A 20,199-nucleotide genomic window follows, 5' to 3' on the forward strand; every position below is an offset into this window, starting at 1 on the left:
CTAATAATATAATTCTGCGAGTAGAGACTATTAACCTATTAAAAAAATGTTAAAAATAGTTTATATTTATTATTTTTGAATATTCGGATAATTGTCGACAGATTTCGACAGAATTTTATATGAACTTCGTCTATTGTTATAGATACACCTAGAGAGATTTAGATTGTCACCATTGATTCTATTTACCAAAATTTTTTGGGAAGGAGGATAAGGTGTTTTTTTATGGCCTTTTGTAAGTTTTATTGGTAAAAAATCTTTGAAAAATTTAGGGAGGAATGAAATTGAGGAAGAAAAAAAGTCAAACTAAAGTTCTTAGTGTTGTAGCTAGCGTACTTATGACATTTTCACTTGTTGCGCCAAACGTAGTTAGTGCGGAAACAGCAAACAAACTTCACCAATCATTCAGAGATTCAAGCTCTAGTTCTATTTCAGCAAAGGACAAGCTAAATAGTCGGTTACTGGAAAGCTTCAAAAGCGATGATAAAGTTACATTTCTAATAAAATTCAAGGAAAAAGCAGATTCTTTACAAGTAGCGGAGAATGCAAGAAAGAATGCTGAAAAGGCAAACTTATCTTCTCACAATGCTAAGCTAATCCAACGATCTGCTGTTGTATCGGAACTGAAATCCACTTCCTTGGAGTCTCAGCAAACCGTTACAGATTTTCTAGAGCAAGAAGTTGATAAAGGCAATGCAAAAGATATTGAATCCTACTATATAGTAAACGGTATGTCTGTTACAGCGACGAAAGAGGTTGCTGAAAAATTGACTACATTCCCAGAGGTAGAAAAAATTTTACCAAATGAAACCCGTCAATTATTTACTACAAAAACAGAGAATGCAGTTGTACCCAAAGCAGAAACTGCAAATGTAGAATGGAACGTGGAACGGGTCAAAGCTCCAGAAGTGTGGGAGATGGGAATTGACGGAGCAGGAACAGTAGTAGCAAGTATTGATACAGGTGTTCAATGGAATCATCCTGCTTTAAAAGAAAAGTACCGTGGCTATAATAAGGCGAGTGGCGCAGTTTCTCATGACTATAACTGGTTTGATGCAACAGCAGGGCAGGCTACACCATATGATGACCAAGGACATGGAACACATGTAACGGGAACAATGGTTGGTAGTGAACCTAATGGCGCGAACCAAGTCGGGGTAGCACCAGGAGCTAAATATATTGCTGTTAAAGCATTTACCGCAAGCGGGGGGTCAGATACTGACTTACTCGAAGCAGCTGAATGGATTTTAGCTCCAACTGATGCAGAAGGTAATGCACGAGTTGATATGGCACCTGATGTAGTGAATAACTCATGGGGTGGCGGAGCAGGACTTGATGAGTGGTACCGTGATGTTGTAGTAAACTGGCGTGCAGCAGAGATCTTCCCAGAATTCTCTGCAGGGAATACTACCCTTACAAATCCTGGTGGAGCAGGTTCTGTAGCAGCACCAGCTAATTATCCAGAATCTTTTGCAACAGGAGCGACGGATATTAATAACACTGTAGCGAATTTCTCGTTACGTGGACCATCCCCGTATGCAGAAACTAAGCCGGATATATCTGCACCTGGTGTGAATATCCGTTCATCTGTACCTGGAGGAATCTATGAAGGTGGTTGGAATGGTACATCGATGGCAGGACCAGCTGTAGCAGGTGTAGCAGCATTGCTGAGACAAGTGGATGCTGACCTAACTGTAAATGAGATGGAAGAGATTCTCCTAAACACTGCAAATCCTTTGACAGATTCGGAGTATACAACGGTTCCGAATCACGGATATGGTCATGGTTTAGTAGATGCATATGAAGCAGTGGCGTCTATTATTACAGGTCTTGGAACGTTAAAAGGACAAGTTTCACAGCAAGGTGATGATACAGAGGCTCCAGTATTTGAACATACTGCTCCTAATGAGACGTATGAAGGAATGGATTTACCTCTAACAATCTCCGTTACTGATAACATCAGTGTTTCATCAGTTGGCTTAAACTATAAAGATGCAGATGGTGCATGGCAATCAATTGAAGCTGGGCGCACATCTGGAGATTATACGGATGGTGAATATACTGTAGTAGTACCTGGAGAATTAATAACAGGGGAATCTTTTACTTACAAATGGACGATAAATGACTTTGGGAATAATGAAGTAGTAAGCGAAGAATACGAGATTCAAGTGAATCCAGGAATCACAGTTGGTTATTCAGAAGATTTTGAAGCAACTCCTATTGGATGGACTTCTTTCGGAGAGAAAAATAGCTGGGAATGGGGTACCCCAACTGCGGGTCCAGAAAATGCAGCGTCTGGAGAAAAAGTCTATGCTACCAATTTAGATGGACCTTATGAAAGCTCTATGAATGCTACGCTTGTTATGCCTCCAGTAGACTTGCCAGAAGGGAATTCATACCTCCAATTCAAGCAATGGCATGAATTCGAACAATCTTCAGCAGGAAGAGCGTATGATTATGGAAATGTTTTCGTTTCTACTGATCAGGTAGAATGGACACAATTATTGACGGTTCAAGGTACATCTGCTGGCTGGATTGAAGCAGAAGTTGATCTATCGGCATATGCAGGTCAACGTATATATATAGGATTCAATGCTTTCTCAGATGGAAGTGTTGTGAAAAATGGCTGGTATCTTGATGACGTTAATTTAGCAGACGTTTCTCAAACTGGGAAAGTATCTAAAGGAAATAGTGCAAAACAAAGTAATAACGGCAGTAAAGCTGGAAATAGTGGTAGCAAAGCAAACAAAGACAATAATAAAGAAACAGACAAAAAGTCATTTAAAGAAGCAATAGACCCTAAAACAATTAGACCTGTAATGTCTGTTAAAGAAGCACCTCCAGTGGTAGATACAATTGTTAATCCAACACTTTTACCATTAGGTGCTCAGGTAAGCGTATTAGAATCTGGCCGCTCGGTTTATTCGAACCCAGCAGATGGTTCGTATTCACTTACTCATGGTGCGGGTACTTTTACTACTAAAGCAGAAGCTTACGGATTTGAGTCGGAAGAAAAATCTGTAACTATTGAAGCAGATGGTGTTACAACTGCTAATTTTACGTTAATGGAAATGGCAGAAAATATGGTAAGTGGTGTAATTACTGATCAATCGACGGGAGAGGGGATTGAAGGAGCAACCATTATCCTGGTCGAGGATGCAAATGTAACGCCTGTATTAACGGATGCATCTGGTAATTACTCATTGACTGCATATGAGGGAGAATACACTCTTAAAATAATCGCTCGAGGTTATCATAGTCAAGAAGTGTCGATCACAATCGGTTCGGATGCGACTACACAAAATATTGCATTAGAACCTTTCTACACATATCCAGGTGGAGAAATTGGATATGATGATGGAACAGCGGAAAATGCACGGGCATTCAATGCAGCAGGCAACGCTTGGGCTGTGAAAATGTCACTTCCTGAAGGCAAAGAGAATGGAATTGTTACAGATGGAGTTTTCCGTTTCTGGGATACAGAATGGCCAATTCCAGGTGGTACGGAGTTTGCTGTAGAGGTTTGGGATGCTAAGGGTGCAGATGGAACACCTGGTAAAAAACTAGCTGGTCCTATTGATGCAACAGCGCTTCGTAATGGCGAGTGGACTGTAGTTGATCTTACGGAACACAATATTACAGTGAATGGTGACTTCTATATGGTATATCGTCAAACCGTAGCAAATCCTAATTCACCTGGACTTGCAACTGATGAAAACGGAGTAAATGCAGAAAGAAGTTATCAAGGTGTATCCGGAGCATGGTCACCATCTCCTGCAGCAGAAGGGAATTATATGATTCGTGCTCGTGTTAGCTATGAAGTATCGGGTCCGGTTATAACTTCACCAGAAGCTGGTTTAATAACAAATGAAAAGCAGTTTAATGTAGAAGGAACTGCTTCACCTACAACTACAATTGAATTAAAACAAAATGGAGAAGATGCGGGTTCAGTAGTAGTCGGAGAGGACGGGAAGTTCTCAATTGCAACTGAATTAACAGAAGGATCCAATGAGTTTGTAGCAGTTTCCGTATTGGATGACCGAGTAACAGGGCAATCTGAACCAGTTACAGTAGTTTTGGATACTGTTAAGCCAGAACTAACTATCGATAACCCAGTAGACGGAGAAAAAATAAATCGTGAAACTGTAACTGTTCAAGGTACTATTACAGATGAAAATATAGATTTCGTTCATGTTAATGGTCAAGCTGCAACAGTATCAGACGGTAAATACTCTAAACGAATTCTTCTAGATGAAGGCATCAATAAAATCGTAGTGGAGGCTCGTGATAAAGCTGGTAATAGTGAATCGAAAACAGTCACTGTTACAGCAGATTACAACGCTCCGGAAATTACTAATCTGAAGCCAGAAAATGATCTTTATTTGGCAACAGGAAGAAGTGTTAAAATTGAATTTGATAGTAATCCAGGATTAAAAACTTCATTTGTCATCCATATGCCACTAACTAATGTAGGACAAGTAAACAATGCAACTGAGCTACCTATGATGGAACAGGGTGCAGGTCATTACGTTGGTTACTGGACAGTACCTGCTGATACTGTTGCAAATGGAGCAGTTATCGAGGTCAAAGTGGTAGATGAATTTGGAAATGAAACACGTCAAAAGGCTGAAGGTAAACTGTTTGTCAATGTTCCAGCACCAACGGAACAACCTAAAGAAGATGAGACGGAAGTAAAAGATGAAGCACCAATAAAGGATTTAGAAGAATAGAATTATAGTAAAAATGCCAAAGAGGAAAATATCCTCTTTGGCATTTTTTTATATGGCCAAAAACCTAAACATCACTTATGGAAGTTTCACTTTATTGAAGCATATGATGGTGTAAAAGGAGTGTAAACTTGAATGAGTATGTAAATGTGCTATTAAATTTTCTGCCTCCAACTGCAACAATCCTGGAATTGTCAGGACTTCCTAATAATCCAGCAGTGTTGTTAGCGGATATTGATGGTGATCAGAAAAATGAATTAATCGGAGCATACAAATATAAAGATCAAAATTTCCTAGTTATACTAAAAAATATCCATAACCAGTGGCTGCCTTTAATACATATAAAAGGAAACGGATATGGAATTTCAAGTCTAATGGCGGTACCAATTACAACTAATTGGGTGAATACACTTATTGTTGGCTGGCAGATAGGTAGCGAATGGTCCAAGTTGGATTTGTTGCAATGGGTGGACGGTGAAATTATTCGATTACCTACTTCCAATATAGCTTATAGTAAATTGGAAGTGGAAGACATGCCTGGACTATACGGTCCTGATGGTCAATACGAACTCGCGATTTGGGTCCATGATACAGGAGAGGCATACAAAGTAGATGTATATCGTTTTGAAGAAAATAAGCTAGTTTTAGCGAAGGATGTATATCCGTATTACTTTAAGAGAGTTGAGGATTATTATGAAAGACTGCTACAATCCAATGATTTCTCCTACTATTGGTATTATTTAGCTGAAGCGCAAAAGAAGGCAGGGGATTTAGAGCAGTTTATGATTTCTATTAATAAGGCTTTGGCTTTCAGTGAACCGTACCCTTCACTTGAGTTTTTACTTAATATGAGGCGGAAAGTGTTAGAGCATATGCAAAATAATGGTCACAACAATGATGAGATCATTGTGTATTCCAGAGGTGATTTGACCGGGAATGGATTTCTGGACACGGTTTATCTTACTGGAGAAAAGACGGAAGGAAGTCCATTTTGGCAGAACATCACTTTAAATGTTTTGTATCAGCATGAAAATACGTTAGAGAGAATTTATCTGAAACAAAGTGCTGGATATAATCCGACCATTTTTCTTGGTGACTTTACCGGTGATCAAGTGGATGACATTTTAGTTATTATAGATACAGGGGGAAGTGGAGGGACAATTTATGCTTTTGTCTTTTCCTATACTCATGGAAATATGCAACAAGTATTTAACGTAGAAGAATTTAATGAAACCACGAAATATGAAGTCCATTATGAAAACTACTACCAAGTCAAAGTAGTTAGCTCCTATCCAAATAAGCAATATATTTTGGATTTAACGTATAAAGGAAAAGAGTATTTATCAGAAATTTATGATGAAGACGGAATTCTGAAGGAACCAATAGAGGGCTGGGTTGACCCTGTTGGTGGGTTGTATCCTATTGACTTTGCTCGGGACGGTACTTATGAACTGATGGCTTTTCAACAAATTGCAGGAAGATATCATGCAGATGGATTAGGGTATGTTCAAACAGTACTGAAATGGGATGGACGGAAATTTATCTCTGATAGGCAGAATGTTTCCATCATTGGTGAGGATAATTCCACCAAATAATAGAGGCTATAATACTTAAAACTTTTTAAGCGAATTTGATAAGGTTTACCTTACTAAAAGTAACTGTGATTTTTCAGAAATATAGAAACAGCACCGTTCCAGAGTGTTTGGAAGGGGCTGTTTTTGTAAGAAACATGTATAAATCGTTATAAATAAATCAAAAAAGTAAAGTCATAGTTCATCAAAACCTAAGTTTTCAGGTTCTAAGGGTAAATCTTCTTCAGCCGACAGCATATTGGTAGAAGGAATATCAAGACTTACTCCTTCAAATTTAAAGCTATCTGTCCAAACTTTACCTGAGCCAATGAGTAAAATTCCAAAATGAATCGAGGCACTTTCCTCTGGCACATCTAATACAATCGCATAATAATTCCAATCCGTTGTGCCGTGGATAGCCCGATTATCCATATTATCGAATTGCAGCATATCCCCGACATGATTATCTATTCGACACCATGCACCACATTTTATAACTTCTTCTGTCTTTATAAAGCAAGAAAGTTTAATACGTTTTCCTTGCCACTGTTTAGCGGAAAAACTTTGCATCATTGTGCCAAATTGTCCTTCAGCAATAGGTAATCTTGAAGCTAAATAACCCGATTTTGTACCTGAATGGAACACGTGGCTGTCCGTCCTCATTTCATAACCTTCTGGATTAGAACCACTTAAAACCCATCCCTTTATTTCGTTTGATACTGCCATTTGTCCATCCTCCGTTTTTTGTAATGTACGCATCATTGTCCTATATTTACCAGGTGGCATTTTGTATGAATCTTTAAATGATCTCGTAAATGCTTCTTGTGATTGGAAATGAAGCTCCACTGAAATTTGAATGATACTTAAATCGGAATGTAGTAAAAATTGGGCAGCCATTGCGAGTCTTCGCTTTCTTATATATTCACCAATAGTCATACCTGTTTCTTTTTTAAAAGCACGCGTCGAATGAAATTTTGAATAACCGATTTTCATTGCATAATCTTCTAATTTCCATTCATCCATTAAATGTTCTTCTAGTACATTCACAACATCCATCACCATCTTGCTATACATATGCTCACCTCATGTATTAGTTTATACGTTAACTAAATAATTTTTTTGATATATATTGCTTTTTTATTTATAAATTTACTATTTTAGTTCACAGAAAAGACAATAATAATTGACAACTTTGTGAACGTAGTGAATAATATAAGTATGAAGGGGTGTTACAATATGGAATCATACGTAAAAATGTTGCACGCTACCAAAATGGTCGGGGCTACTTTATTAACAATAGGAATTGCTATCTTTTTATACGGAGCATTAATTAGTGAGTTAAGCACAGTTATAGGCGTTGGAATAGGTGTAGTGATGGGAGCAGTATTTATATTCCTGATTGGAATGATATTAGTGGCTTCAGAAGAAATGATTTTAAACTCTAATAAATACAAAAAAGAGAGCGCTTAATAACGCTCTCTTTTTTGTATTATAAATAGCTATAATATAAAAAAGGGAGGATCATGACTAATCTATAGTCACGTTCCTCCTTTTTATGTCTGTTTTTACATATCCCAAACTAATACAAGTAGCGTACCGAAAATGGTAATTAAAGCAATGAGTAGAGCGTAGTAGATATTGAGATAAATAGAACCTTTATCTTTAGTCTCTCCAGCATGCATAAAGACAACTACTTGTAGTCCCGCTTGAACAAAAGCAGTTATTAGAAGTACTGTCATTCCTGCTGTGTAGGACATATCTGTAAAATAAACTAAAAGCGCTATGACTGTTAGGATTAACGAAAATGCAAAGCCCATTACTTGTTTAATAGGGAATAATTCTTTCATATTACATCATTCCTTTCAAGTAGATGAAGCTGAAGATGAAAATCCAAATAATGTCTAGGAAATGCCAATAAAGTGAGAAAATAAATGATTTATTTGCTGTTTCCGGGGTCAACCCGCGTTTTTTAATCTGAATAAGGATAAATAATCCCCAGAAAAATCCTAATGTCACATGCAAACCATGCGTTCCTAAGGTCGTCAGCAAAGCTGCTGTAAATGCACTAGTTTGTAGTCCTGCACCAACATGTACATAATGTGTGAATTCGTAGATTTCGAAGCCTAAGAATGCTGCTCCTAAAATCAGTGTGACGATAAAGAATCCCATTGTTGCCTTTTTCTTATTCAATCGCATGGCATGAATAGCAAGCCCAATTGTAAAGCTACTTGCTAAAAGTAAAATGGTTTCCACAAGCACTGGGGCTATTTCAAAAATGTCAGCACCAGTTGGTCCGTTGCCAGTACGATTCTCTAATGTGAAATATGCAGTGAAAAGTGTTGCGAAAAGCATAATTTCTGCACCTATGAAAATCCAAAAACCTAGGATCTTCAGGTTATTTTCTTCCGTACTATATTCAAGTGGAAGCGAGTTATCTACCTTCATTTTTTAGCACCTCGCAATCTTGTTTCTGTTTCTTTAATTTCTTCGACAGAAATATATCTTCCATGGTCTTTCTCAAATGAACGGTAAGCTAAACAAGCTAGAATACCGATTAATGTGATGATTGCCAGTGGCCATATGCTAAAAATCATGGCAAATCCAAACACAAAGAAAATACAACTCATGATAAATGGTAGACCACTGTTATTTGGCATATGAATTTTTTCTATGTCGCCTTTAAATAACTCATGTCCATTTTTCTTCGAGTCCCAGAATGGTTGTGTAGATTCAACCTGTGGTGTAATCGCAAAGTTATATTCTGGTACTGGTGTGTGTGTAGCCCATTCAAGCGAACGTGCATCCCATGGGTCACTACCAATATTTCTTGGAGAATAACGAATACTATAGTAAATGTTATAAACAAGAAGAACAAAAGCAATTGCCATAATTGCAGCACCGATAAATGAAACCATATTCATAGCACTAAACCCAGTAGATTCAGAGTACGTATACATACGACGTGCCTGACCATCTAAACCAGTAATATACATTGGTATGAAGGCTAATACAAAGCCTACTGAAAGCAACCATGCTGTCCATTTACCAAGTTTTTCATTTAACATAAAGCCAAAGATTTTTGGCCAATAGAACGTTAGACCAGCAAGCATGGCATAAACTACTCCAGGAATAATTACGTTATGGAAATGAGCAACTAAGAACATCGTATTATGATATTGATAGTCAGCTGCTGACATCGCTAGCATTACACCGGTAACTCCACCTAAGGTAAACAGTGGAATAAAGAGCATCGAATAGAGCATTGGAGTAGTAAATTCGATTTTCCCTTTCCATAAGGTGAATAACCAGTTAAATATTTTAACGCCGGTTGGTACAGCAATCGCCATAGTTGTAATAGAGAATATACTATTAGCAAGTGGACCTTGACCCATTGTAAAGAAATGGTGAGCCCAGACGAAAAATGAAAGTAGAGAAATAACTACCATTGAAGCAACCATTGACTTATAACCATAAAGATTACGTCGAGCAAACGTTGAAATAATTTCACTGTATAGACCAAATGCAGGTAATATTAAAATATATACTTCAGGATGTCCCCAAACCCAAAACAGGTTAGCCCAAAGCATATCCATACCACCGTTATCCGTAGTAAAGAAGTTAGTTCCAAATAATCTGTCCATGGTTCCCATTGCTAGTAATACTGTTAATACTGGGAAAGCAAAAACAATGATTACATTTGCGATAAAAGCAGACCATGTGAACATTGGCATTTTCATAAGCTTCATGCCTGGTGCTCTCATTTTTAAAATAGTTGTTATAAAGTTAATACCAGTCATTAATGTACCGATACCAGCTATTTGAATAGCAATCATGTAATAGTTCGTCCCAACAGACGTACTAAATTCATTCCCTGCTAGTGGGAAGTAAGAAGTCCAACCTGCATCAGGTGACCCACCTACTATGAATGAGATGTTGAATAACCCCATCCCCATAAAAAATAGCCAAAAACTTAGTGCATTTAGACGTGGAAAAGCAACGTCCCGTGCTCCAATTTGTAGTGGTACAAGGTAGTTAAAGAAAAATATAATGAATGGCATAGCCATAAACAATATCATAACTACTCCGTGTGTGGAGAAGACTTCATTGTAATGTTGTGAATCTAGAAATGTATTTTCAGGCATTGAAAGTTGATAACGCATCATAACTGCATCTACGCCACCACGGAAAAGCATTAGTAACGCTGATAGCAAATACATAATACCAATTCGTTTATGGTCAACAGTCGTTATCCATTCACGCCATAGGTAACCCCATTTCTTAAAGTAGGTAATTCCTACAACTATAGCGAGCATTGTTAGCCCGATACCAACCATGGATGCATATATTAAAAAGCTTGGATGTGGTACTGCAAAACGATCAAAGAAATCCATGCTTTGTCACTCCTTTCGAGAATTTATGGTACCTTTTAATGATTTGTATGTTCTGAATGTTCATCAGAATCATGAGATTCGTGTTCGTTATGCTGTTCATGTTCTGACTCATTCGTATTGTTATCTGTAGAACCATGGTCATGTTCTGGTGCTGGAGCGAATTCTAAGTGAGTTCCTGTATAGGTAGAGCGCCCAAGATGTCCTGGCTCTAATAGTTCCTCGAATTTATCTTCTGTAAGAGCAGGAGCAGTTTCATGTACCTCTTCTACCCAATCTAAGTAATCAGCAGGTGTCATAGCCGTAACTTCAAAAGTGTTTTCTGCAAATCCAGCTCCACTGAAGTTAGCATTTCTACCACTAAACTCTCCAGGTGCATCGGCTGCTAAGTGCAAAGTTGTGACCATATCTGACATCGCGTATTTTTGCCCGCCTAGCTGGGGAATCCAGAAACTAGTAATGGGTCCATACGAATATAATTTAAACTCAATTGCGCGGTCCGCAGGGATGTATAGATAGTTAACAGTTTCAATATTTTCTTCCGGATAACTAAAATGCCATTTCCAGTTAGATGAGGAAGCATAAATAACTAAAGGCTCTTGATCTTCATAGCCTGCTGGAGTTGCTTCGACCTCATAGTTACTTTTGACAGAAACGATAGATAGGAAGATAACAATAATAATAGGAATACCAATACAAATTGCTTCAACAATCGGACTTCCTTCAATATGTGGTGGCTCGTAATCTTTCGGTTGATTAGAAGCGCGGTATTTTAATAAGACGAACACTAAAATAGCTAAAACGACAATAACTATACCTAACATAAGCCAAATAGATAACATAATATCGTCAGCTTGTGTTTTGGCTTGTGGCCCTTTCGGATCTAAAACTAGTAATGGTTCACAACCGGTTAACACGGTGGAAATAGTGATAACCATCGTTAAAAGAATCCATTTCATTTTTAATTTCATAGTTCTACCCCTTCCCAGAATATTTATCCCGCATTAACGGGCACTAATACTCCCACTTCAAGTATTGGTCTAGTAACAAAGCATAAGTGGGAGAAAACTGCCCGTAAATGCCCGAATGGTTCAACTAACAATCAGTGGGGGATAAAGAAAACCCTCACTGATTGAAGTTTCACTTTATATAAACGCATAGCAAACAGATGTTGTCTCTGTATGCCTCTATCTTATTCCCATGAATTGAAAAAACAAAATGAAAAAAAGCAACTTCACAAAACGTTCATGAAGATGTGAACAAATTAAAGTAAATTGGTAACGTAATTGTGAAGTGTACGGAGATAATGGAAATCTAGGGGAAAAACGGGCAAGCTAAAAGGCCACAGTACAACTATGTGCTGTGGCCTTAGTTAATGATTGCTTTTTGTGTTAAACCATTTTTAGTAGGGCATCTCTTCCGATCATACCTTGAGTAATACCGAGTTCTTCCGCTTCGTAGGTGATGGATTCAAGCGGGGCGTCCAGAAGCTGAGAAATTGTTTTTACTCCAACGGCCCTTCCAGCAACTACCTTTCTATCCTTTAATTTTTCATTTAATAGTGCGACGTCTAAAGCACCGCACATTATATACCCTTTGTCATTAGTGACAACTAGTAAGTTCGTTTTAGGTAACTCTACAGAAATCGATAAAAACGTATGTCCATCAATATTAATTGGTTCCATGTTAATCATGACTAAGCAGTCCTCCCTTTCCTATCTCTACAATTTATGTATTCAATAGAAAAAGCGTGTTTTTTTGTGCGAACTAAGCCGTAATTACCATTATTAAAGGTTTTACTTTATTTATATTGAAAGAATTCATGGAAATCTGTTTTAGGCAGTTTTTCTAAGTCCAATTCGAACTCATACCATTTGCGTTCATCCCCCGTCATACTATTTACTATGAATGGGATATTATTATCCTTTGCGATTTCTTTTATTTGATTACCTATGTAAAGGTCATTTTCCGACAAATTTTGAAACCTATAGAGCACGTCTTTATTTGAATAAGATTCTATAACCATTGCCCAAGAAATATGTGTTTCATCACTTGTATTGCTTAAGGAGGCATAGTGAACATAAGGATCTATATAAATTCGACTGACGTTCTCCCAAGGGATAGATTCTTCAACACCATTCCATTTGTTGGTGATCAAACCTCCGTCTGCATGAATTCCTCTATAATCTTCCCAGAGAACATACAAAGAGGTGCTATATGCAGTAAGAGTAATTAAGATTAATAAGTTAGGTATCCATTTCCGACGTATATCCGAACTGAATATGCGTATAGAAACAAATAAGATCAGAGAGAGCATAAAACCAAGAGAAATACCTCCTCCATTAACCGAGGAAGTCGACTCAAATAAAATGAAGTGCTCGTTAAAAGTATCAGTTTTTAATTGTTCATATTGTGTGTAGCTAAAAAATAGAAGTGGTATGAGCAATGCAACAAATGCATAAGCGAAAGACCATATTATTACCTTCTCTTTGAAAATTATTAAAGTTCTTCGTAATCGGTGTCCTATTATGTAAAGCGGAAAGCTGACTAAAATTATAATTAGTATGTAAGTTAGGATATTCTCAGGCAAACTTTGCAAATTAACATAAGCAATAACAATACTTAATCCTATAAGTATTTTTCCAATAAAGTTTTTCATTAACTCACCTCAAATACTTTACGGAATAACTTAAAATAGGTTTCAATTGTATAATCGAAATAGCTAGCCTAGTATTTTTCATACTGGGCTAGCTAGAAATGATTATAGGTATCCTTTTAATCCGGATTTTTCAGCTGCCTTCATTTCTTTCTCCAAACCTTCTACGCTTTCTGCACGCTGTTCATTTTTCTTTTTAATGGCAGCAACGTCTTTTTCAGAAGCATATTCCATAGCTATTTCAGCGGCTTCCATATGTCTAATTGTTTTCTTTAGTCTTTCTTCACTATTCGAACGATCATTAGGACCACGTCTGGTTTTTGGCATAATATTTCCTCCTTATAATTTAAACCTTTCAATAGATAGTGTTTCCTAATACAACAAGAATATGAGTATTCATGTAACTCCGATGTTAATTTACGAATGAATAAATATAGGGTGAAGTTGCCATATTAATGCTAGCAAAAGATAAGGAGGACTTTAATATGGATCACACACAAATGAGTTGGAAAGAAGATAATGTTCTTGCACGATTACACAATTCTGTGGATAATGTCACGCTCGCTGTTGGTCAAGCTTTAACAAATCCTACAGAACAGTCCATCCAAAATGCAGAGGATATGATTGAACGTGCCAATCGATCTGTTGCAATGGCACTAGAAAGTAGAGGGAAGATGGAGCCTATAAGTACACTACAGGAACAGTTGGACCAAAACAGAGAGAGACTAAATACTTTGCAGTAGTTAGTTCTATATTTTAAACGATAAACCTACCGCCGCTATTTAAGGCAGTAGGTTTTTATGCATGAGGCTCTTTCGCGTGTCCGATACATATATCTATTAATTATTGTAGTTGCTTAGTAATTTATCAGATAAATGGTAAAATAATAAGGGGGTTTATTTACGAAATTTTCTAAATATATATGGAGGGAATATTGAAATGGCAAATAAGTATCCGAAAAAGTTAAATGAAAGAATTTATTTAATCGATGGATTTGATATGGGAGAGTCAGAACGCACCGGAACGTATGTCATCGATGAACAAGAACTTACAATAATAGAAACTGGACCAAGCCCGTCGGTAAAACATGTAAAAAGTGGTATGGAATCATTAGGTTTTTCATTAGACCAAGTTAAATACATAATAGTTACTCATATACATTTGGATCATGCGGGAGGAGCGGGACTTCTATTAAAGGATTGCCCAAATGCCAGGATTGTTGTTCACCCAAAAGGGATAAGGCATCTGGCGGAACCAGAAAGATTGATAGCTGGAGCGAAGGCTGTTTACGGAAATAAGTTTAAGGAATTATTTGATCCCATCATTCCGATACCTCATGAGCGAATGATTATAAAAAATGATGGGGATTTATTGAAGATAGGAGCAACTTGTATATTAAAATTTTTTGATACTCCTGGTCATGCTAATCATCATTTTAGTATTTATGATCCGATTAGTAATGGAATGTTTACGGGTGATACGGTTGGTGTTCGCTATGAACAACTCATACCAGATGGTGTTGCTTTCTTTTTACCATCTACTTCACCAAACCAATTTAATCCAGCTGCAATGCAAAGAGCAATAGATCATTTTGCAGAAATGAATCTTCAATATATTTATTATGGACATTTTGGAGTAACTAACTCTCCCTCAGAAGCACTTTCTCAAGTTTCGATGTGGTTAAATATTTTTATGACAGAAGCAGAGGCTGTGTATGCAGAGGCAAAGGGATATCGTGAGCTAGCAAATAGGCTCGAAATATTAGTAAAAGAACACCTGAAGAATCAAGGTATTTCAGAAAATCATGATGTATTTAGAATAATTGAATTAGATTTAGAAGTAAGTGCTATGGGAATGATGGATTATTTAGTCAATAAAGAAAAGAGGTGAATATTGTCATATAGAAGTTTTAGCTGAAGTTACTGAATTAGCTTTTAACAAAGGAATCGCTACTTTTCCATCATTCAGTTTTCTTGAACTAAAATAAGACTGTCAAAAGCGCATTGAAAAGAAGATATTATTGGATTTATTCTTTAGAAATCTAATGGCGCATAATATAAAGAGGTAAAATAGAGAGCTAAATATTTTATCTCTTTATATTTTTGTCTATCAAAATAGTGAGAATATTAAAAATAAACCCTTTTATTTTATGTTAAAGAGATTTATAATTGGTATAGACAACTATACCGAGCGTAAGAAACCATACTTTGAATATGTATCTTTTCGCGTGGATTAACTGTAATAGAAGGAGGTGAGAAGATTGATAGATAAAAGTTCCCATGTGCCAATCTATGTTCAAATAGAGGAATTATTAAAAAAACGTATTTATATGGAAGAGTTTAAAATAGGCGAGAGTATACCTTCGGAGCGAGAATTATCAGAACAATTAGGTGTGAGTCGCATGACTGTTAGGCAATCTGTTACAAACTTAGTGAATAGCGGCTTGCTCTACAGAGAAAAAGGGAGAGGCACATATGTTGCTAATCCAAAGTTAGAACAGCCTTTAAATGGGTTAACTAGTTTTACAGAGGATATGAAAGCTAGAGGTATGCAACCAAGTAGTAAATTAATACATTTCGAAAAGGTTATACCATCAGTTGATATTGCGAGGGACTTGCAATTAGAGCAGGAAGAATTGGTCTTCTATGTTGTTCGTATCCGATATGCTGATCGTAAACCCATGGCTATTGAAAGAACCTATATACCAGTAAAAGTATTCCCTGAACTTGATGAAAAGAAAATTATGGGATCGCTCTATGCCTTAATAGAAGGGAATTACCGTCAGAAAATTGGAAATGCAATTCAACAAATGGAGGCAGCAATTGTTACAAAAGAGGATAGTAAATATCTTCAAATAAATAATTCCTCTGCCGTGCTCATTATTAAAAGGACTAGTTTTTTGGCAGATGGTGTTCCATTTGAATTGGTACGTAGCACATATCGTGCGGATCGATACAAGTTCATAAGTGAAATCCAGAGGTGACAGTATGCAATATGGACCCTCATCTACAGTGGTAGGCTCATGGTGTATTACCAGTCTTGAAAGTGCTAACGTATCAAAAGATCATTCACAGTTTTTACAGTTTTCGCTAAATTTAGGAAGTCACATTAATTTTGAATAATAATACTGGAGGTTTTAAGAATGGAAAAAACATTTAAAATTACTACACCCGAGGGATTACATGCTAGACCATCGACACTGTTAGTTTCTGCAGCAACAGCCTTTTCCTCAAATGTACTACTTTCCTATAATGATAAATCGGTGAACTTGAAATCAATTATGGGGGTAATGGCGCAAGGTATCGCACCCGGTTCAGTTGTGACAATCTCGGCTGAAGGGATGGATGAAGAAGAAACAATTATAAAGTTAACTGAAACAATGATTTCAAATGGAATTGGGGTAGAAATCTAGAGATTAATGGGATTGATTCTAGCTTCCTACTACATTTAGTTTGTAAGGAGTGAAAGGCCATATGAAAATTCAATTAGTACCTGCAACAGATTATGAACAAGTACATCAATTAAGGGATTATAGTTTTCCAAGCAAATATGAGGGAACACGTCGTGATGATTTTCAGTACTGGATGGAAAATAGTACGACGATTGGTGCCTATGACCACCAAAAGCTAGTGGGCCAATTACTAGTACTCCCATTGAATATGACGGTACAAGGTGTAAGCTATGAAATGGGTGGGATAGGTTTTGTATCTACTTACCCAGAATACAGAAATCAAGGAATCACGAAGAATCTAATGATAAGATCCCTAGAAGAAATGCGCAAAAACCATCAATATATATCTGTGTTAGCTCCATTTTCCGTCTCGTTCTATCGCCATTTTGGTTGGGAGTTGTTTTTTGATAAGTTGCATTATTCGATTCCGGCAGAATCATTCCCACAGTATGGTAATAGAATAGATAAAATGAAACGTTTCAGTTTTGAATGGATAGATGAAGCTACTTTTCTCGAGGTTCAACAATTTCATAACGAACAGGCACTAAAAAACAATGGAGGTATGCAAAGAGATGCTTCTTGGTGGAAACGTATTGCCAGAAGAGAGCCTGACTGCCATTTTGCAGCTTATTTTGATGGAGAAACAATATTGGGCTATATCCGCTATAGGATAAAAAACTTAACATTTACTATTCAAGACTTTGTGACAAAGGATATGCAAGCTGAACAGGCAATGTGGCGCTTTATAACATCTCATAAAAGTAGTGTTCATACAATTGAGGGTGATACTTCAACTACTAGTCATTTTGGATTTTATTTTGAACAGCCACAATTCAAAAAAGAAGTTTCACAGGATGTCATGGTAAGAATTGTCGATGTATTCGCGTTCCTTAAGAAATATTCGTGGAGTAAGCTAAATGATTCTTTATATCTGTACATCCAAGATACTTTCGCTCCTTGGAACGAGAAATTATTTCATATAAATAAATATGGAGAAATCGGCATAATTGAGGAAAGTTTAATAGATAAGAAACATATCTTATCTTTACCAATCACTATATTTTCAGCAATGATTGTAGGTTATTTATCTATAAGAGAAACTTTATTGTTTGCAAAACATTCAATAGATGAAGAAACGGAAGAAAAATGGAAGAATGCAATTAATTATGATCCTCCGACATTTTATGAGTATTTTTAACAAAAAACAGGCTTAAATTAATTTTTTTTGATTTTTTTTGTGGACTATACCACCCTGTAAAATAATCAGAAATTTCAAGTATTTGTAAGGTAGTCCAATTATGTTTTATGAATTATATGGAAAATAGTTATGTAAAAAGTAGTTGTGGTATATACCGATAAATGATATTGTCATTTAAAGAAAGCGATTACATTGATAGGGGAGTGCTAATGATGAAAAACATTATGTTAGTTTGCGTGGCAGGGATGAGCACTAGTTTATTAGTGTCAAAAATGCAAAAATCTGCAAATGAACAAAACTTAGAAGCAGAAATTTTTGCTATAGCAGAGAGTGAAGTGGATAAAACTCTAGCAAACAAAAATGTGGATGTTATGTTACTTGGTCCACAGGTACGTTATTTAAAAGGAACATATCAATCAAAATACAAAGAGAAAAATATTCCTATTGAAGTTATTAATATGATGGACTATGGAATGATGAACGGTGCAAATGTATTGAAACAAGCACTAGAGTTAATGGGATAAGGGGTGTATCAAATGGAAGAATCGGTTTTAATGCAATCAATTATGGGGTTAATATTGCATAGTGGAAATACAAAGAGTGATTGTATGGAAGCTATTCAACTTGCTAAAAAAGGGGAATTTTTAGCTGCTAAAGATAAGGTTGAAACAGCAAATGAATCACTGGTGAAAGCACATCATTCTCAAACAGCTTTATTAACACAAGAAGCTAGAGGTGAGAAGGTGGAAGTAACTATGATGCTTATACATGCGCAAGATCACTTGATGAATTCTATTACCTTTCGTGATTTAGCCGTAGAAATAATAGAGTTATATGAGAGAGTATTGGGGGAATAACGTCAGCAATGATGTTAAATATATAAAAGAACAAAGGGGAGTGTGTTGAATGTTCAGTTTTTTAGAGAAATATTTTGTGCCGGTTGCATCGCGAATTGGTAGTCAGCGTCATTTAGTAGCAATTCGTGATGGTTTTATTGCCATCATGCCACTTACTATTATTGGTTCATTTGCTGTATTGATTAACAACTTACCTGTTAAAATGTATCAAAATGCACTTGATTCCATTTGGGATCATGGCACCTGGACACAATGGGGAGGTAATATGTGGGGAGCAACATTTGGTATTATTTCCATTTTATTAGCCTTCTGTGTTGCTTATCAATTAGCAAAAAGCTATAACAAAGATGGTCTCTCAGCAGGGGTTATTGGTTTATCAAGTTATATGACATTTGGTACTTTCGGTGAGGGTGGTTTATCCGGTTTATCAACCGGAACGGGTGGTTTGTTTGTAGCCATAATTATAGCATTACTATCTTCTGAGTTGTTTTCCCGTTTATCAGGGAATAGTAAACTAATAATTAAGATGCCAGAAACTGTACCACCAGCAGTTTCAAGGTCATTTGCAGCTTTATTGCCAGCTATTATTACAGTATCGTTATTTGCGTTAGTCCGCACTATCATTTCAGCAGGATTTGATATTCCAGATATTATTGGCTCCTTTTATACAGCAATCCAAGAACCATTTATGGGCTTAACAAATACATGGGTTGCGGCCTTAATCTTAGCATTCATCCCGGTATTCTTATGGACACTTGGCGTACATGGTGCTAACATTATCGAACCATTTATGCAGTCTATTAACTTACCAGCAATTGATGCAAATGTTGCAGCAATTACTGCAGGAGAAGTAGCACCATATATTATCAATAAACCGTTCTTTGATGCTTTTGTTAATATGGGCGGATCAGGAACTACAATCGCTTTAATTATCGCAATCTTCATAATTGCAAGGAAGAACAAACAGTATAATACTGTAGGGAAAATATCCACAGGACCGGGACTTTTCAATATTAATGAACCATTATTGTTCGGTTTACCAATTGTATTAAATCCTGTACTGTTTATCCCATTTATATTGACACCGATGGTTAATGTATCGATTGCTTATTTCGCGACAAAGTGGGGTATGGTTCCAGCAGCAACAATTGCAGCACCTTGGACAACACCACCGATAATTAATGGATTCTTAGTTACACAGTCGTGGGCAGGAGCAGTACTAAGTTTACTTCTAATCATTATTTCAGTTTGTATCTATTTACCATTCGTAGCTATGGCAAATCGTACAACAAAAGCTCAGGAAAATAAAGCAGCTGCATCCAAATAAGGAATATAGGTGGTAAGCGGAGGTATT

General features: G+C 36.7%; 19 protein-coding genes. 11 read left to right on the plus strand and 8 right to left on the minus strand.

All coding sequences use genetic code 11. The features are described 5' to 3' along the window. The first annotated feature begins 275 nt into the window (after nt 1–275). Both MKY60_RS02350 and MKY60_RS02355 read left to right on the plus strand, forming a co-directional pair. Entirely contained in the window at nt 276–4,727 is a 4,452-nt protein-coding gene (locus MKY60_RS02350; RefSeq protein ID WP_241597428.1) for a S8 family peptidase, read from the plus strand. Nucleotides 4,728–4,855: 128 nt separating this feature from the next. Continuing rightward, on the plus strand, nt 4,856–6,319 hold the full coding sequence (locus tag MKY60_RS02355; RefSeq protein ID WP_241597426.1) for a hypothetical protein: 1,464 nt from the start codon (nt 4,856–4,858) through the stop codon (nt 6,317–6,319). Between the two features lie 171 nt (nt 6,320–6,490). Here the strand turns inward: MKY60_RS02355 and MKY60_RS02360 are convergent, their stop codons facing one another. After that, nucleotides 6,491–7,369, minus strand: coding sequence for a helix-turn-helix transcriptional regulator (locus tag MKY60_RS02360; protein ID WP_241597424.1), 879 nt, complete (start codon nt 7,367–7,369; stop codon nt 6,491–6,493). 162 nt (nt 7,370–7,531) lie between these two features. Between MKY60_RS02360 and MKY60_RS02365 the strand changes: the two genes are divergently transcribed. After that, nucleotides 7,532–7,765, plus strand: coding sequence for a hypothetical protein (locus MKY60_RS02365; protein WP_241597422.1), 234 nt, complete (start codon nt 7,532–7,534; stop codon nt 7,763–7,765). Nucleotides 7,766–7,860: 95 nt separating this feature from the next. Here the strand turns inward: MKY60_RS02365 and qoxD are convergent, their stop codons facing one another. The 7 genes from qoxD to MKY60_RS02400 form a co-directional block, all read right to left on the minus strand. After that, the gene (gene qoxD, locus MKY60_RS02370) at nt 7,861–8,142 is read right to left on the minus strand and encodes a cytochrome aa3 quinol oxidase subunit IV (protein ID WP_090564897.1); all 282 of its coding nucleotides are present in this window, start codon (nt 8,140–8,142) and stop codon (nt 7,861–7,863) included. A gap of 1 nt (nt 8,143) precedes the next feature. Beyond that, entirely contained in the window at nt 8,144–8,740 is a 597-nt protein-coding gene (gene qoxC, locus MKY60_RS02375) for a cytochrome aa3 quinol oxidase subunit III (RefSeq protein WP_090564895.1), read from the minus strand. After that, a complete protein-coding gene (qoxB, locus tag MKY60_RS02380) occupies nt 8,737–10,686 on the minus strand; it encodes a cytochrome aa3 quinol oxidase subunit I (protein ID WP_090564893.1) in 1,950 nt (649 codons plus the stop codon). Before qoxB ends, qoxC begins: the two co-directional genes overlap by 4 nt. Before the next feature lie 35 nt (nt 10,687–10,721). Next, nucleotides 10,722–11,654, minus strand: a complete 933-nt coding sequence (qoxA, locus tag MKY60_RS02385) for a cytochrome aa3 quinol oxidase subunit II (RefSeq protein ID WP_090564891.1) — start codon at nt 11,652–11,654, stop codon at nt 10,722–10,724. 420 nt (nt 11,655–12,074) lie between these two features. Continuing rightward, on the minus strand, nt 12,075–12,377 hold the full coding sequence (locus tag MKY60_RS02390; protein WP_090564889.1) for a YunC family protein: 303 nt from the start codon (nt 12,375–12,377) through the stop codon (nt 12,075–12,077). Nucleotides 12,378–12,484: 107 nt separating this feature from the next. Next, a complete protein-coding gene (locus MKY60_RS02395; RefSeq protein ID WP_340928453.1) occupies nt 12,485–13,342 on the minus strand; it encodes a hypothetical protein in 858 nt (285 codons plus the stop codon). Between the two features lie 102 nt (nt 13,343–13,444). Beyond that, on the minus strand, nt 13,445–13,666 hold the full coding sequence (locus MKY60_RS02400; protein WP_090564885.1) for a small, acid-soluble spore protein tlp: 222 nt from the start codon (nt 13,664–13,666) through the stop codon (nt 13,445–13,447). A 158-nt stretch (nt 13,667–13,824) separates the two neighbouring features. Between MKY60_RS02400 and MKY60_RS02405 the strand changes: the two genes are divergently transcribed. The 8 genes from MKY60_RS02405 to MKY60_RS02440 all read left to right on the plus strand — a co-directional run bounded on the left by MKY60_RS02405 (nt 13,825) and on the right by MKY60_RS02440 (nt 20,172). Then, nucleotides 13,825–14,082: a hypothetical protein gene (locus MKY60_RS02405; protein WP_090564883.1), complete on the plus strand. Its 258-nt coding sequence runs from the start codon at nt 13,825–13,827 to the stop codon at nt 14,080–14,082. A gap of 196 nt (nt 14,083–14,278) precedes the next feature. Next, entirely contained in the window at nt 14,279–15,229 is a 951-nt protein-coding gene (locus tag MKY60_RS02410; protein ID WP_093493506.1) for an MBL fold metallo-hydrolase, read from the plus strand. 370 nt (nt 15,230–15,599) lie between these two features. Next, nucleotides 15,600–16,322 carry a GntR family transcriptional regulator gene (locus tag MKY60_RS02415; protein ID WP_093493508.1) on the plus strand — a complete coding sequence of 241 codons (723 nt, stop codon included), beginning with the start codon at nt 15,600–15,602 and terminating at the stop codon, nt 16,320–16,322. 159 nt (nt 16,323–16,481) lie between these two features. Then, nucleotides 16,482–16,751 carry an HPr family phosphocarrier protein gene (locus tag MKY60_RS02420; protein WP_093493510.1) on the plus strand — a complete coding sequence of 90 codons (270 nt, stop codon included), beginning with the start codon at nt 16,482–16,484 and terminating at the stop codon, nt 16,749–16,751. Between the two features lie 61 nt (nt 16,752–16,812). Beyond that, nucleotides 16,813–17,988, plus strand: coding sequence for a GNAT family N-acetyltransferase (locus MKY60_RS02425; RefSeq protein ID WP_241597418.1), 1,176 nt, complete (start codon nt 16,813–16,815; stop codon nt 17,986–17,988). 212 nt (nt 17,989–18,200) lie between these two features. Continuing rightward, on the plus strand, nt 18,201–18,512 hold the full coding sequence (locus tag MKY60_RS02430) for a PTS sugar transporter subunit IIB (protein WP_093494135.1): 312 nt from the start codon (nt 18,201–18,203) through the stop codon (nt 18,510–18,512). A 12-nt stretch (nt 18,513–18,524) separates the two neighbouring features. After that, on the plus strand, nt 18,525–18,845 hold the full coding sequence (locus MKY60_RS02435; RefSeq protein WP_093493514.1) for a PTS lactose/cellobiose transporter subunit IIA: 321 nt from the start codon (nt 18,525–18,527) through the stop codon (nt 18,843–18,845). 49 nt (nt 18,846–18,894) lie between these two features. Continuing rightward, on the plus strand, nt 18,895–20,172 hold the full coding sequence (locus tag MKY60_RS02440; RefSeq protein ID WP_093493515.1) for a PTS sugar transporter subunit IIC: 1,278 nt from the start codon (nt 18,895–18,897) through the stop codon (nt 20,170–20,172). Nucleotides 20,173–20,199: the final 27 nt, after the last annotated feature.

The organism is Psychrobacillus sp. FSL K6-1415 (assembly GCF_038003185.1).
In the GTDB taxonomy this organism is placed as follows: domain Bacteria; phylum Bacillota; class Bacilli; order Bacillales_A; family Planococcaceae; genus Psychrobacillus; species Psychrobacillus psychrodurans.